Here is a 14543-nt window from a genome sequence, read left to right on the forward strand (position 1 = left end):
GCTTAATTTGCGGTTATAAGTCTGCTGGCTGCAGGCTTATTTAATTTTTGTTTTCTTAGCGTGATCATGAATGATTTTAAAGACAAATAATACATATATGCCTTTACCGGCTTCACGAATTTGATATAGTCCAATTCATGCATTACATCCATGATGAGTGATTTTTTCTCTTCTATTGAAAATGCCTTGGAAAGAAAAAGTGTTGAGCTGATCCATTTCAGTTTGGTAAAGTCCGAAGTCAGGTCCGTAATTCCGTTGCCCTTGAAAAACTCCTTAACCCAATGTATATACGCAACACTCGAATTGATCTTGCGAAGCACAACGCTGCGGTCTTTCAAATCCGAGGAAATATTGATGCCGCTTTCCCGGAAATACACGGTTGGCCCAGCCAAGGTAACAATTCCACCTTCACGGCCAAATTCTATCCAGGTTGCGTCATCGGAGCACCAGGCAAGATCGAAATTGACAAAGCCAGACTCAACATACTTTTTTCTGGAAAATATATACTCAACAACAGTGCTATTAACTTGATATTGAATCCTTTTGGAAAAGAAATCGTTGACAGCCATGCGCTGTGGAAACGGGTTACAGGTTTTTACCAGTTGGCCGTAGCGGTTGATTACTTTAATGTTGAAATGAAAAAGGTCGGTGCCTTCATTTTGGCTCAAACCTGCCAGGAATGTTTCCACACAATCGGCGCCCATCACATCATCATCTGAAAACAGCCATATCCATTCTTCATTGTCGGTCAAGGCAATGCATCTGTCCCAATGTGCAACCAAGTCCTGGCCGCCCAGATTGGCTTCAAACTTTTTGTAAGTCATTTTTATCCGCCCCTCGAAGCTGCGCACAATGCTATACAGGTCCTGCGGACTGTTGTCATCTCCTATATATAAGTGAAATTCCTGACTGGTCTGGCTTGCGATTGATTCGAGCGCATCGCGTAAAAAGTCGGCTTTGTAAGCTGGAATGACAATCGCTAATTTCTCTTTCATAATTGTGACTTCTAAATATGTTTTTTGCTGCCCGCGATTGAAACGCGATTTTTGTTTCGTTTTAACTGACTGTCTGCAATTCCTGCTCGGCAGTCACTTTTTGCAGCCATCTCATTTGCTGCTCGTACTCGTATAAATATTGGAATATATATAAGACAAAGACGTTGGTTATCATGAAGTTAATCGAGTAAACAGCGTCGGAAGTCAGGCTTGTCACAAGCAGCAGGCAGGTGTAATATTTCAGATAGTAATATTTTTCCGGCACGCGCATGCGGAACGATTTGTAAAAAATATACAGGTAGCTAAGCACTGCGAAAATGCCAAACATAACATATACACCAATGATGCCGACATCTGACAGGTAAAAGCCGTAAACATCTTCAAGATAAGTCGTAAAAGCGCCGTACGAGGAGGTGTTGTTGGGCAGACCGTTTCCAAAGATCCGCGACATGATGTTTGGAGAAAAGTCATTGATAAAATATTCGCCGGCAATGACGCGGATGTATTTATCGCCTTCGGAAACTGTTTCCTTCTGCGTTTCGGCCAGGCCTTTATAAATGTCAGAACCTTGCAGATAAATAATTCCCACGACGAAAAGCGCAACTACGCCAACTTTCATAGCCATAGAAGCTTTTCTGCCATAATGGAAAAGCAGAATAACTGCGACCAGGCCAATGGATTGTCTTGTAACCTGCAACAATGTGACGCCAATCCCCATTAATACAAAGCCAATGTAAAACCACTTGTAAGCATTTTTTTCAAGGCTTTTGTTTATCGCAATAAAAAAGGCCAGAAAAAATACGCCTGCACCGGGAAACAGGATGCGCACAATGCCACGGTCCTCAACGAACTCTTCCCGGAACCCGAAATACACAGTGTCGCTGTGCAGAAATTGGAAAAGGTAAAGGACAATATAAGCTACGCCAAAGATCATTACGACCCGCTCGATGAGCTCAATGGGATATTTTTTGTGCAGCAGAAAAAAGAAGGAAAACCAGATCAAATAAGGAATCGTGCTCACGCTGTAACTAAGTTGCTGGCCCCAGGATATGTAAGCCATTAAAATAGAGAAGACGACCGAGAAACTAATAATCTGGACCGGAAGTACGAAGCCTGATGCTTTGCGGAAAAAATGGGGAAGTGAAAGCAGAATTGTTCCCAGCATGAATGCGTAACTGATGTTTTTCAAAGCTCCGCCGCTTGCAATTTTTGCCGAAAAATAGTTCAGCGAAAAAAGCACCAGCATAAAGATGAAAATGAAATGATAATATCTGGAATTATTCATGATACGACGGCTAATTCATGCTTAACCACTTTCGCGGCGCTTTTGGAAGGGAAGAGCTTCTCCCGCAGGTTCAGAAAAGGTTTTTCAATGATCTCAGTAAAAAAAATTCCCGTTATAAGCGAGAGCGATACGTAACTGACCGCATATATCACCCAGTGAAAACTGTTACTGAATGTTGTGATTCCCAGCGATTTGAAACCCATCAATAAATACACATTAACAGGCACATGCCATAAATAAATGCAGTAAGAGTTTTTGCCTATGTATGTAATGAGTTGATTGTTCAGCAAGGCAACATTGGATTTGTAGCACAGGGCAATCATTAGTAACATGCCAAAACACAATGCATTGGTAGAAAGCAGCACAATCGACACAATGTTGTATTCCCAGTAGGGTAAAAGGAAATTCAGCGACAATAGCGAAGCTGCAACGGGGATCATCCATTTCTGGTTGCGGCTTACAAAGTTTGTTGTCTCAACCTTGTTCTTATTGAACAAATACGAAAGGATCACACCCAGAAAAAGAGAATCGAGCCGGAAGTGGGTTTTGGAAAAATGCTTCAGGAAATCATACTCCGGATGCTGGATATTTGCCACAAACCTGAAAGCTATGCCTGATATAAGCAGGATCAGGTAAGTGATCAGCAATGTGTTCAGGTTCAGTTTTTTGAGCTTAATGCCAATCAGAAAGAATGCTGTAAGCAGGAAGTAAAAGCCTTCCTCCACATCCAGCGACCAGGTGTGCGCCCAGCGGCCTCCCATATAATTGTGTACAAACAGCAGGTCGGTCAGGTAGGCCAGGGTAGGAAAGGTAATTTCGTTTATTAATAATGTTTTCTCCAAAACCAGCGTCAGGGCGAGCATGACGATAAAGCTTGGGTAAATTTTAAAACCCCGTCTGATCAAAAAGCGGCCCGCATCGATGCGGCTGCTCATTTTGTATTCTTTAAACAATAGCCCCGAAACCAGAAAACCACTCAAAACAAAGAACAAGTCCACGCCGATCCATCCGCCGGTGTTGATCACATAGAAAAAATAGCCCACCAGCTTTTTCATGATAGGATCAGATTTCGCCCATGCCAGTGGATGAAGGTGGTTCAAAATAACAAGCAGCACTGCGCAGGCTCTGATGAAATCGAGCGTGTTATTTCTTACAAACCGGTCCGCGGGTGTTTTTTCGGTAAAGTGATTTCTTTCAAGAGAATGCAGGGCTTCCATAAGGATGGCTGGAATAAAGGAGGTGTTATTTGGGTTGCCGTAGTGCTTTTATTTTTGAAGCGCTACGATTCGCTTAGGCCGGTCGTTGTCAAACTCGCCCTTCCACCCGTCGCGGTAAGCATTGAAATGGAATGTCAGGCGCTTGTATTTAAAATCGTCGTAAAGAATGATCGCTTTTGAATCCGAGAGAAATGAACGGGTCAGCAAATAAAGCATCTTGTACCGGGTTGATTTTGACTGATTGAAGACGTATTTCTTCTTAATCCAGGTCATGTTACGCATGCCATAGTAACGGATCCACAACTGATTGAAGGGGGTGCGGTAATTTACTTTGTGCAAAAATGTCCTGCGAACACCCGTCGCCGTGGCGTTTTCCAAATGATGGATTTTTGCTTTCACGCTTACCAGAACCTTACTGATCCGGCTTAACCGCAGGCAGTATTCCACGTCATCATTGTGAATAAAAAATTCTTTTTTGGGTAAACCAATTTCCTTAATTGCGTCTGAATGGATCATCAGGCCAACAAACGAAGCAAAATCAACCAGGATATCAGTGTCATTATGTTCGTTAATAGGCACGTAGATGGAAGGCGCCTGGGGCGAGAAATCAAAGCAGCCACGGTGACGTGTGTCCGTTTTTCCTTCTTTATCTACAACAATGGGCGCAACGCAAAGTACATTATTGGACTGCAATGAGGCTAGCATGGTTGCCAGGCAGTCTTTGCTGGCCACGCAGTCGTCATCCATAACCCAAATCCACTCGTAACCTTTTTCGTGCGCTTCTTTAATGCCTGTATAAAAGCCGCCGGCGCCGCCCGAATTTCCCTGATTGATTAAAATCAGGTCAGGTTGCTGTTGCAGCCAGGCTTCGGTGCCATCTGAGCTGCCGTTGTTAACGACAATGATCGCATCTGGTGCAATTATTTGCCTGCGTAAAGAGTCGATGCACCCTTTAAGCAATTCTAATCTGTTGAAGGTTACAACAACTGCTGCAATGTTATTCATCGGGCTTTGAAAATTGAGTAATTTTTATGGAATATGAGCTCAACGCTGTCAAGGAATTTGATTGAAGCGGTCAGTATTTTCTTTTCAATGGACAAATGGCATATCACCCCAAAAATGGTCGCCAGCACAAGCTGGATCAGGATAAGCACATCGGGTGATCCGATCATGCCCAGGCGGTCATAAAGCATGCTGAGCAGCGAAAAGACGATGGTATGGACCAGGTAAATGGAGTAGGAGGCGTTACCCAGCAGCTGGAAGGTTTGGTTTTCCCAGATAGTCCTGAATTTTGAACCCGCTTCTAGAAAAACACAGCCAAAAACCAGCAGTATGCTTGGTATTCCGAAATAGAAAAGTCGGAGAAATGTAACCCGGCCGCTTAAAACCTCATCAGATTCGGAGACTCTGCCATATCCAAACCAAATGAGCATTATAAAGCAAACAATGCTGGTAATCAGTGAAGTGAAAGCCAAAGCATTGGAAACCTTTTTGTTTCTGAACAGCCATCCTATCAACGCCCCTGCGCCAAATTCAAGAATGATTGGGTGGGTGATAAACTGGATAATGATCAGCGGCGAGTTGAGTATGACACCAATCGTTACCAGGGCAAGGAGCATGATGATCAGATAGCCCTCTTTACTTTTAATGTTTTTATAAATAAGTGCTGAAAAAAGCAGATAGAAAAACCATTCAAAACTCAACGTCCAGCCGATGGTCAGAACAGGCCACCAGATCTCAGACCCCGGTTCTACGGGCAGCAGCGTGATTGTTTTCAGTACCGACTTAAAGGTGAAGGCGCCATCATTTTGATAAAAAAAGAGGATGAAGGCTACAATGCTTACCAGATAATAGTAGGGATTAATGCGGGCGAACCGTTTTTTCAGGAACTCGTAGGTTTGGCCTGGTCCGTTAATGTTGTGACCAATGAAGGAAATTATAAAGCCTGAGATCACAAAAAATATGTCTACGCCGATAGCGCCAAAATCCTGTAAATGGAAGAAATTCTGTTGATGTGAAACAGCATATTTCACTTGCAGATCTATCGAATGACAATAAACTACCAGTAAAGCCGCCAGTGCACGCAAAAATTGTATGGAATAAAGCTTCATGAAAACGTTTAAACAATTACCGGGTAAAAAGTTTGGTTCTGATGGGCTCCAAATATTCTTTGAAGCTCGACAGCCTGAAATAGTTGAGGTTAATGGGGTTGATTCCCTGCCTGCGCAGCACTACGTACATGCTCAGGACTATGAAAATCTCGGTCATCAGCCAGTTGAATGAAGTTCCGATGTAACCCCACTCTTTGATCATTAGAATATTAAATGAAATGCTCAGCACCGAACCGACTGCCGTGATCCGCAAAAAGTATTTATCCATGCCCAAATTCAGCATGATCTGGATACCGAAAACATTGCTGAGCGCAATGATCAGTGGAATCAGCGACAGGATTTGGAATACAGGAACTGCGGCATCGAACTTATGACCATAGAATAAGCCAATGATAAAAGGTCCGAGCAGGATCATTGCAAGCGTCGCCGTGCCCGTAAAGAGCACGATCAAAGGGATAATCCTTTGCGTGACCCTTAGGCCATGCTCGCGGTTGTCACCAAATGCTTTTCCGATAAACGGATAAAGCGCCTGCGTTAAAGGAAGCGTCAGCACCGACTGCGCGATCAGGATCAGGCGCTGGCCAGCTGTATAGTATCCGGTTTGCTCTGAATTTTGATATATGCCTAAAATGAATGTGTTTGTGGTGGTATATAAATTGACCACGACAAGTGAAAAGAAGATGGTTTTTTCTTCCCATAGCACCTGCAAACATCTTTTTACCGGCACCCTGGATAGCTTGATGTTATATTTTTTAACGGCCCACACAAATGAAGCAACCCCCACGAGTGTTTGAATAATACCAAATAACAAAGGCTGCCAAATGTAATCGTCACTTTTTTGAACCAGCATTAAAATAGCAATCGTAAACAGGATTTTGCTGACCAGATTGAAGATGGCGACCTTGGAAAGATCTTGCATGGCCTGAAAAAGCCAGTTCTGGGTGAATACGGTGCTGATACAGATCACAAATGAGAAAATCATCACTTTCCTGTCGATTTGTAGCCGCGGGACAGTGTATACGAGAATGAAAAACAAACAGGTTGCCAGCATTAAAAGTAGCAATTGGGTGCTGAACACTTCGCTGCAAACGGTGTTGCGGTTCTGTTCGTTGGTAGGATCTTTGGCGATTTTGCGGGTTGCCGTCAAGTCAAAACCGTAAGTGATCAGCAGGGTGAAGTATGCGATGAAAGCTGCTGCAAAGTTAATCACACCAAACTTTTCGGGCCCGATTATGCGGGAAATGACAGGAACGGATATCAGCGGCATTCCGTAATTAGCGATCTGCACCAATGTCAGGGATAGGATATTCCGCGTTAACCGTTTCTCAGATTTTCCGATTTCCACCGTTGTTTGTTTAAATTAAAATTCGTTGAGTAAGTTTTATTGAGGCATCCGCCGTTTCAGCTGAACGCTTCTACATTGCGCACGGTTTTACCGTTCATTTTGATGATTCTGGCAGGAATTCCTACTACCGTGCAGTCATTTGGTACATCCTTGACCACCACTGCATTGGCACCCACCACCGCATTTTCGCCCACCACCACATTGCCAAGCACTTTGGCGCCGGCGTAAATGGTCGCATTATCCAGTATCGTCGGACTATCTGTTGAGTTGGTAAAGCCTATTGTCACCTGCTGATTGATCCAGCAATTTTTGCCGATGGATGTGGCATTGATAATGGTAGCAAAGCCGTGCTGAATAAAAAGTCCTTCACCGATATGGGGCGTGTACAGATACAATGTTGATAGTTCCGGGCACAGAAACTTAAAAAAGTACTGAATGTAGCCGACGCGGTAATAGAAAAGATTCCGGTATTCGGGATAAAAGGAAAGCAGATATACAAACCCGAACGTCCGGCTATAATCTTTGCCCAGGATCCCGAGCCATCTGTCAACATCAGCATAGATCGTCTTCTTTTTGCTGTGAATTAAAAACAGCGCAATGTGCGGAAGGCATCTGATGTAGTTAAATAGGACAAATAAGGTTCTCACAATTTATGATTTATGGAGGGTAATGTCTGCTTTGGGTAAGGAAATCAACTTAGGATCAGAACCGGCCTAAAAAGTCGCTGAACATGAAGCTGAGCGGTGCCGATTTTTTTTGCATGTAATAATTGGTGTCATAATCGTAGCCGTAGCCGTATTTCACTCTTTGAATACCATTAAAAATGATATTAATGTTGGTCAGCTGCTTCTGCTTATCGAGCTCTTTAATGAATTCAAGCTCTGATTTTTGCGTGAAACCCTGCCTGATCATGTACAGCGTAATGTCCGAAACGCGCGAGAGGATCATAGCATCGGGAACCAGGTGAATAGGAGGGCTGTCAATGATAATGTCGTCGTAGATATATTTCAAGCTCTCGATCAAGTCGACGAGGAGCTTTTTTTCGAGCAACTCTGATGGGTTTGCAACAAGCTGCCCGCTGGTAATAAAATGCAGACCCGGCTCGTTTGCCGCGTGTTGAATAATCTCACTCTGCTCGGCATGGCCATTGAGATATTCACTGATCCCCAGGCGCTCTTTGGAAATTCCGAAGATCTCGGCGATCTTGGGCTTACGCATATCCAGTTCCAGAATGATGGTTTTTCTTCCCGAATAGGCCAGTGTACGGCCCAGGTTACTGCTTACAAAGCTCTTGCCTTCTCCGGGCACGCTGGAAGTCACCAGGGTAACCCGCCCATATTCTTTTTTGCCAAATAAATAATACAACTTGATCCGCAGCGCCCTGAACTGTTCGCTGACAACGGTCTGGCTGGTGTGGTTAATGGCGATTGCGTTTTTTCCTTGTTCCAGGGGAAGCTCTACGATAATGGGCGTTTTCAGGTTATCAGTAATGTCTTCACGGGTGGTGATCTTGCTGCTGAGCATGCCCCTCACGTAAATAAGACCAGCCGGAAGGCCTAGTCCAAGCAAAAGCGCCGCAGCAAATGCCAGCATACGTTGGCTGTTTTTTGCAGGTCCGGCGTAGGCCTGATCAATGACATGGTCGTCAGTTAGGGATGTTGCGTAGCTTACCGAAGCCTCTTCTCTTTTTTGCAGCAAATAGGTGTACAAGTTTTCCTTGGTGGCCTGCTGGCGTTTAATGCTCACATATTCGCGCTCCTGTGTAGGGATGCTTTTGATGGAAGATTTAAATTCAGAATTAATGGATTGCAGCTTGCTTTTTGTGCTTAAAAGCGATTTTTTAATGTTGCTGACATTTTCTTTGATGGCCGCTTTGGTCGTATAGATCTGTCTGTTGATCGGGTCAAAATCGGGGTTGGTTTCCGGTGTTGTTGCCAGCAACCGGTCGCGTTGTAATTGCAGCTCCGAGAGTTTTTCGATCAGGTTGCTTAATCCTGGCTCAGTAATACCGAATGTGGTAGGGACTTCGGAAGAATTTTTGGAAGCGTTAATGTATCTTTCTATGCTTTCGATCACGCTGAGCTGGACATTGACTTCATTGAGCCTTGCGTCGCTTACCTGCATATTTTCAAGGCTGATCTTCGAATCCGCGCTCAAATCTGTCATTCCCCGGCTGCTTTTGTAACCTTCGATCCCTTTTTCGGCCTGGGTAAGTTCACCCGCCAGCGAAGCGATTCTTTGATCCAAAAAGTCCAGCGTATTCTTGGTCTGCTGGATCTTGCCTGTTTTACCGGCTAAATTGTAGTTGTAGATCAGGTTATTGATAATGTCCTTTCCTCTTTGGGGCACTTCGTCATCGATGGAAAGCACGAGGGCAGTGGATAATTTATTGGAAAGGCTTATGCCTATGCCATTTTGATATGCAAGAGCAAGTGCCTCCGGATCAGCAATGTTAATGTTGATTAGATCCCCGCTGTATTGGCTGACCGACTTGGTAGGTTCCAGTTTCCAGCTGCCGAAAGAGTTTTGTAATGTGTCCTTAAAAGAGAGCTCTTTCTGATTTTCGTCATCAATGACCAGGTAGAAAGATTTGTCATCTTTAATTTTTATGCTGACACCGGCGTTGGTGTAATCACCAGACGGGCTTAGCAATGTCAGTTTCACGGGGCTAATGCCGTAAAGGTCCCGCGATACAAGTCCTTCTTTTATTTTGTATACAACATCTAATTTCAGGTCCTTGATAAGCTGACTGATCAACTTCTTGGATTTAAGGATCTCGATCTCATTCTCGATCAGTTTGGAAGAGCTGATCAAATCGATCTCGCGCAAAGGCGAGGCCTGGTTAGGCGTTTTTTTCTCGTCCTGGATCAGGATCGTAGCTTTTACTGAATATACAGGTCTTGTTCTTTTGATATGAAGAAATAACAAACCTGCCGCAATGGATAACCCGATTACAAACAAAGGCCAGTGATAAAGATACCTCTTTACCGTGTTGGCAATTTCAAGGGCCTGATTTTTCTTGTCAGGAACTGGAAATGCTGTAAATGGGATCTGTTGAGTGCTCATATGCGTACTAACTAGCGGTATAAATTTGAAAGAACAATGGCGATGATGGAAAGACCCGAGAGGATCAGCGTTGTCACGCGGTAACCGCGATCGACTGTGGCATATTTGGTGCGGTCAGGCTGCACATATATCTCATCATTGTTTTTCAGATAGTAATAAGGGGAGTCAAATAATTTTTTTGATGTCAGATCGATGGTGATAAAACTGCGCTTTCCATCCTGCTCTCTTACCAAAAGTATATTTGTCCGCATCGCAGTAATGTTCAAATCTCCGGCCAGGCTCAATGCCTGTGTAATGGTGGTGCGCTCGTTCTGTAAGCGATAAACATCGGGGCGTGCTACGTCGCCAAAAACGGACACTTTAAAATTCAGAAGGCGGATATTGACAACCGGATCCTTATAATAGGTCAGCAATGTCTGACTAAGTTTTTCACGAAGTTCGGAAGTTGTCATGCCTGCCACCTTCATATTACCGACCAGCGGCAGGTTGATTTCGCCTTTTTCGTCAACAAGATAACCTACAACCGGGCTGTCCGAAGGCTGGTCCATACTGGGACCATTAGCCCGGTTGAGGTTATAATTGAAGATAGCGGAGGATTCGGGATTACGACTATTGACATTAATTCCCAGAATATCAGCCTTTTGTATAGTGATGGCTGAAAAGTTGGAAACTTCTTCCTGAGAGACTTCGGAGGGTTTCAGATCCTGGAAATAAGGGATGTGCTTGTAAGATCCGCAGGAGCTCAAAAAAAGCAATGTAATGATGTATGCGGCATTTCTGATATTCATCGCGCTGAGTATTGTACTGTGTGAAGGATTCTAAGTGCTACTGATCACTTATTGTAATTAGTTTCAAACTTAGCACAAGTACACCTGCCCGCTTACATTTTTGGGACGACTCCCTGAAAATTCGGGGTAACCGTCCCAATACGCGAGTTCTTCAAAAAATGATACTTTTGATATGCTGCAGGATGAGGAAAATATAATTTTTGGCACGCTTGTAAAGCTTATGCCAATTATTGGGCCCTTACAACCCCGGTATTCGTCATGGCTTATATTCAAAGAAAAAACCATGCTGTTTCAAAGTGTCCAATGCATTTCTGTCAAAAATATGCTGGGGTGTAAATTCCCGCACACCCTGTGGAGGACCAGAAATGGCAGTTGAATACAACAATCTTTTGTTTCGCAGACTGTCCGCAATTTTTTTGGGAAGTGCAATGGCCACTACAACTGGCGTCTCACCCGGAACTTGCGTTGCTGACCGTTTGGCAAATTCCAGGGCAACATTAGCATCGGGAATCGTATGCAATGCCCCTCCGTGATTTCCACCTGTCGAAGAAAGACTGTCGCCCTGGTCAAGTAACCTGTCTGCCGATCGCCGGGTCGTTCCGTGCAAAAACACTTCTATCTCACCTTCAATCTCTTCCTGAACCCCCGCTTCCCTTGCTCTGAGCATTAATGGTGCAGGTTTTTTAACAGCAGAAGGATTATTTCCTGTATTTGACATAGTCGTATATGTGTGGTTTAAGGTCATTGAAATTATCGTTTTTTTCTCGTTTAGTTGTGACCGGAAAGTAAGTTGTATGAGCGGAATTTCTTAGTAGTGAACGACTTACTCCTAGTAATTTTGCGGCTAGCCCATCGACAGTCTTTCGCTAGCACCAGTTGGCTAAGGATTAATTTGCGTTATGATGTCATTCAGGACATTCTGTATTACAAATACCTATACTGGGTTCTGCGTAATATTAGAATTCTGATAACTATTTTAAGAGCATCGAAACGAGTCTCAAATAAGCTCGGATATTTTTGACATGTGCTTCTTTTCACTAGCCAATTGGTTGGCGCGTGAACCATAGGCATAGAAGAGGTCATAAGGGCGAGCGGTTGATAGGTGAATTATATGGAAGCATTGCGTATTGACTTGCTGGACAACATCTTGGAACGACAGTGGATCTCACCTCGCTCGAGTTTCCCTTCTGTGCCGCATTGACCATCGCGCCGGTGTTAGCCAGCTTGATCCGGCTACCCGTCCCATAATGCCCAGCTGCTCAGCCCGTATTAACCATTCAGAAATTGACTTCTCGGTCGGCAACTGCCTGCTCCAATGCCATGATAAAGTACACTATCATATACTTTTCTTGTTAGTTTAGAGGTTTTAAGCTTGGATCGTTACAGAAAGTATTTTTTGGTGTACTTTTTGCTCAATGCTCCAACTCTTATTAGCATGCACTAAAAAGTATATTATAGAATACTTTTTAAGGATAATTAGCAACAAAATCCTAACTTTATTTCAAAAGAACATTATAATGAACTTTGTATCTATTATTGAGGCGATCAAAGCAAGGCGAGAATCACTAAAGGTTACGCAAAAAGCATTATCAGACTTATCTGGTGTAGCACTGGGAGCTTTAAAAAAATTTGAGTCAGGCAAAGGCAATCCTACTTTATCAACATTGAAAAAACTATGTGATGCCCTAGGCTTTGAAATCACCCTAACCGTAAAAAAAAACATTAATCCATGAGAAGTGCAAAGGTTCTTTTTAGAGGAGAGGAGGCCGGTATTCTATTGCAAGATAACAACGGTGCATTTGAATTTCAATACCACGAAGAATGGGTAGAAGACAGTTCGAAACCTCCTATCAGTTTGACATTACCAAAAACGATTCAGGCTTATCGGTCTGAATACCTATTTCCTTTTTTCTATAACATGTTGCCGGAAGGCTCCAATAAACAAGTAGTCTGTCATCTAAACCGTATAGATCGAAACGACCACTTTGGCTTGCTGCTCACGATTGCAAAAAGCGACACGATTGGAGCTGTGACAATTATTAAAATTGAGAAGTAATGAACTTATCAGATATTCAATTTTGCCCAGGCACATTGGCGCCTGGCTACGACACTTATAGTAAGAATTGCCTGAGGCGAGTCTTCGATGGCAAGCGCGTAAGCCATATTCTGAGGTATGATTCACCGGCCACCAATCAAGACACCGATGAACTTTTTGAAGAAAACCGCAAGCGGATGTCAATATCGGGTGTTCAGGAAAAGTTTTCGTTAATCCTTGATAAGAATAAATTGCGATTGATCGAAGAAGGTGAGCAAGGTAATTATATTTTAAAGCCGATACCAGCCGCTGGCCGCCGGCCGGATCAAATGCCGGCCAACGAGCATCTGACTATGCAGATCGCCAGGCAGGTTTATGGTATCGAAACAGCAGAGAATGCATTGATCTTTTTTGCCGACGGAGCGCAGTCCTATATTACTAAACGATTTGATAGACACGCCGATGGCAGGAAATGTGCGCAGGATGATTTTGCATCACTGGCGGGACGCACGCCCCAGACCCATGGAGAGCACTATAAATATTTAGGAAATTATCTAGACATTTTCGTGCTGATGCAAAAGTATGTTCCTGCTTACACAGTCGAATCTCCAAAATTGCTCCGCACATTAATGTTTAACTATTTATTCTCTAACGGAGACGCGCATTTTAAAAACTTTTCATTGCTCGAAACCGATCAGGGAGACTATCGTTTGAGCCCCGCCTATGATTTGCTCAACAGCCGCATGCATATCCGCGATAAAGATTTTGCATTGGACGACGGCCTTTTACCTAAAAAACTAGCCCAAGGTAAGGTGATGCAGCAATTTTCCTTACTTGCTGAAATAGCAGGAATTAATTCGAAAGTATTTGACGGGATAGTTTCACGTATGCTCGGCGGGTCCGAACAAGTGGAGCGGTTAATCTTTGCGTCTTTCCTAGACGAAACAACAAAACAAAATTACTTTCAGGCTTATCAGGGCCGGCTCAGGCAGCTTCTGAAAATCTAGTTATTAGCGAAGCTTTCTCCATGAGCCACGACTGGTAACAATACTTCCGTCAGGCGTCAGATTTTCAAGTTCCTTCTTCGATCCGGGCTGCCTGTCATGGTTATAAAATGGCAAATGACGACAATCATCGCCGTCAAAACGAAGAAGGTTCCTAAGAAAGTACAACTCGTCAGTATTTTTGCAAGTAAAGGGTTTCAGGCCGGGCCTGGCAATAATCCTAGACAGAACACTTTTTGGCTGGAAACAGAAAAGATGGCAGCACCATTTGGTAACTACTTTGGACAGCAACTATGACATGGGTTCCGTCTATGTGGAATCAGATAAAAAACTCAAAGTGATTGGACCAACCGTTAATGGCCCACAGGCTTACAATCCGGGTGGCCAAGTAGCCATGTGGGGCAGTAAGGACGGGGGCAGTACATGGCATATCAAAAAACAAATGACGAAAAATAGTTCTATGAACCATCCATTCGTTCGTAAACCTATAAATGCCAGAAAGGACTTTTACGCCATTTGGGCCGACGGACATGGTAGGAAGCCCTCCGAATCATATTTATATTTCACTGATTCAAAGGGAGTGGTGTATAGGTTGCCACGACATTCTACTGATGCAATGATTACGCCAGATATTTTCAATTAGCAAAATCTTAATCATTTACAGCTTACAATAGTAATTGCGCATCAACATTCGATA

The 14543-nt window shown here is 43.6% G+C and carries 14 protein-coding genes; 4 read left to right on the forward strand and 10 right to left on the reverse strand.

The window, feature by feature from the left end:
• Positions 1-2: 2 nt before the first annotated feature.
• The 10 genes from NFI81_RS00260 to NFI81_RS00305 all read right to left on the reverse strand — a co-directional run bounded on the left by NFI81_RS00260 (position 3) and on the right by NFI81_RS00305 (position 11525).
• Positions 3-995, reverse strand: a complete 993-nt coding sequence (locus tag NFI81_RS00260; protein WP_234615407.1) for a glycosyltransferase family 2 protein — start codon at positions 993-995, stop codon at positions 3-5.
• Positions 996-1056: 61 nt separating this feature from the next.
• Positions 1057-2280 carry a hypothetical protein gene (locus tag NFI81_RS00265; protein WP_234615406.1) on the reverse strand — a complete coding sequence of 408 codons (1224 nt, stop codon included), beginning with the start codon at positions 2278-2280 and terminating at the stop codon, positions 1057-1059.
• Positions 2277-3497, reverse strand: a complete 1221-nt coding sequence (locus tag NFI81_RS00270) for an acyltransferase family protein (RefSeq protein ID WP_234615405.1) — start codon at positions 3495-3497, stop codon at positions 2277-2279. The genes NFI81_RS00265 and NFI81_RS00270 overlap by 4 nt, the downstream gene beginning before the upstream one ends.
• Before the next feature lie 48 nt (positions 3498-3545).
• Positions 3546-4502: a glycosyltransferase family 2 protein gene (locus tag NFI81_RS00275; protein ID WP_234615404.1), complete on the reverse strand. Its 957-nt coding sequence runs from the start codon at positions 4500-4502 to the stop codon at positions 3546-3548.
• Complete coding sequence (locus tag NFI81_RS00280) at positions 4499-5608, reverse strand: acyltransferase family protein (RefSeq protein ID WP_234615403.1); 1110 nt, start codon at positions 5606-5608, stop codon at positions 4499-4501. The genes NFI81_RS00275 and NFI81_RS00280 overlap by 4 nt, the downstream gene beginning before the upstream one ends.
• 16 nt (positions 5609-5624) lie before the next feature.
• Positions 5625-6953 carry a flippase gene (locus tag NFI81_RS00285; RefSeq protein WP_234615402.1) on the reverse strand — a complete coding sequence of 443 codons (1329 nt, stop codon included), beginning with the start codon at positions 6951-6953 and terminating at the stop codon, positions 5625-5627.
• A 56-nt stretch (positions 6954-7009) separates the two neighbouring features.
• The gene (locus tag NFI81_RS26420) at positions 7010-7600 is read right to left on the reverse strand and encodes a serine O-acetyltransferase (RefSeq protein WP_275976824.1); all 591 of its coding nucleotides are present in this window, start codon (positions 7598-7600) and stop codon (positions 7010-7012) included.
• A 55-nt stretch (positions 7601-7655) separates the two neighbouring features.
• The gene (locus NFI81_RS00295) at positions 7656-10019 is read right to left on the reverse strand and encodes a GumC family protein (RefSeq protein ID WP_234615401.1); all 2364 of its coding nucleotides are present in this window, start codon (positions 10017-10019) and stop codon (positions 7656-7658) included.
• A gap of 11 nt (positions 10020-10030) precedes the next feature.
• A complete protein-coding gene (locus tag NFI81_RS00300) occupies positions 10031-10807 on the reverse strand; it encodes a polysaccharide biosynthesis/export family protein (RefSeq protein WP_234615400.1) in 777 nt (258 codons plus the stop codon).
• A gap of 256 nt (positions 10808-11063) precedes the next feature.
• Positions 11064-11525 (reverse strand): hypothetical protein, encoded by a 462-nt coding sequence (locus NFI81_RS00305; RefSeq protein WP_234615399.1) that lies wholly within the window; start codon positions 11523-11525, stop codon positions 11064-11066.
• A 799-nt stretch (positions 11526-12324) separates the two neighbouring features.
• Here NFI81_RS00305 and NFI81_RS00310 point away from each other — a divergent pair.
• The 4 genes from NFI81_RS00310 (at position 12325) to NFI81_RS00325 (ending at position 14143) form a co-directional block, all read left to right on the forward strand.
• Positions 12325-12540, forward strand: coding sequence for a helix-turn-helix domain-containing protein (locus tag NFI81_RS00310; protein ID WP_234615398.1), 216 nt, complete (start codon positions 12325-12327; stop codon positions 12538-12540).
• Positions 12537-12863, forward strand: coding sequence for a HipA N-terminal domain-containing protein (locus NFI81_RS00315; protein ID WP_234615397.1), 327 nt, complete (start codon positions 12537-12539; stop codon positions 12861-12863). Before NFI81_RS00310 ends, NFI81_RS00315 begins: the two co-directional genes overlap by 4 nt.
• On the forward strand, positions 12863-13849 hold the full coding sequence (locus NFI81_RS00320; RefSeq protein ID WP_234615396.1) for a type II toxin-antitoxin system HipA family toxin: 987 nt from the start codon (positions 12863-12865) through the stop codon (positions 13847-13849). Before NFI81_RS00315 ends, NFI81_RS00320 begins: the two co-directional genes overlap by 1 nt.
• 114 nt (positions 13850-13963) lie before the next feature.
• The gene (locus NFI81_RS00325) at positions 13964-14143 is read left to right on the forward strand and encodes a hypothetical protein (protein ID WP_234615395.1); all 180 of its coding nucleotides are present in this window, start codon (positions 13964-13966) and stop codon (positions 14141-14143) included.
• Positions 14144-14543: the final 400 nt, after the last annotated feature.

This window comes from Dyadobacter fanqingshengii (genome assembly GCF_023822005.2).
Classification (GTDB): Bacteria; Bacteroidota; Bacteroidia; order Cytophagales; family Spirosomataceae; genus Dyadobacter; species Dyadobacter fanqingshengii.

Bases quoted from the DNA above. Each gene is read 5' to 3' on its own strand.
- NFI81_RS00260 (WP_234615407.1), bottom strand. From the start codon at position 995: ATGAAAGAGAAATTAGCGATTGTCATTCCAGCTTACAAAGCCGACTTT.
- NFI81_RS00265 (WP_234615406.1), bottom strand. From the start codon at position 2,280: ATGAATAATTCCAGATATTATCATTTCATTTTCATCTTTATGCTGGTG.
- NFI81_RS00270 (WP_234615405.1), bottom strand. From the start codon at position 3,497: ATGGAAGCCCTGCATTCTCTTGAAAGAAATCACTTTACCGAAAAAACA.
- NFI81_RS00275 (WP_234615404.1), bottom strand. From the start codon at position 4,502: ATGAATAACATTGCAGCAGTTGTTGTAACCTTCAACAGATTAGAATTG.
- NFI81_RS00280 (WP_234615403.1), bottom strand. From the start codon at position 5,608: ATGAAGCTTTATTCCATACAATTTTTGCGTGCACTGGCGGCTTTACTG.
- NFI81_RS00295 (WP_234615401.1), bottom strand. From the start codon at position 10,019: ATGAGCACTCAACAGATCCCATTTACAGCATTTCCAGTTCCTGACAAG.
- NFI81_RS00300 (WP_234615400.1), bottom strand. From the start codon at position 10,807: ATGAATATCAGAAATGCCGCATACATCATTACATTGCTTTTTTTGAGC.
- NFI81_RS00305 (WP_234615399.1), bottom strand. From the start codon at position 11,525: ATGTCAAATACAGGAAATAATCCTTCTGCTGTTAAAAAACCTGCACCA.
- NFI81_RS00310 (WP_234615398.1), top strand. From the start codon at position 12,325: ATGAACTTTGTATCTATTATTGAGGCGATCAAAGCAAGGCGAGAATCA.
- NFI81_RS00315 (WP_234615397.1), top strand. From the start codon at position 12,537: ATGAGAAGTGCAAAGGTTCTTTTTAGAGGAGAGGAGGCCGGTATTCTA.
- NFI81_RS00320 (WP_234615396.1), top strand. From the start codon at position 12,863: ATGAACTTATCAGATATTCAATTTTGCCCAGGCACATTGGCGCCTGGC.
- NFI81_RS00325 (WP_234615395.1), top strand. From the start codon at position 13,964: ATGACGACAATCATCGCCGTCAAAACGAAGAAGGTTCCTAAGAAAGTA.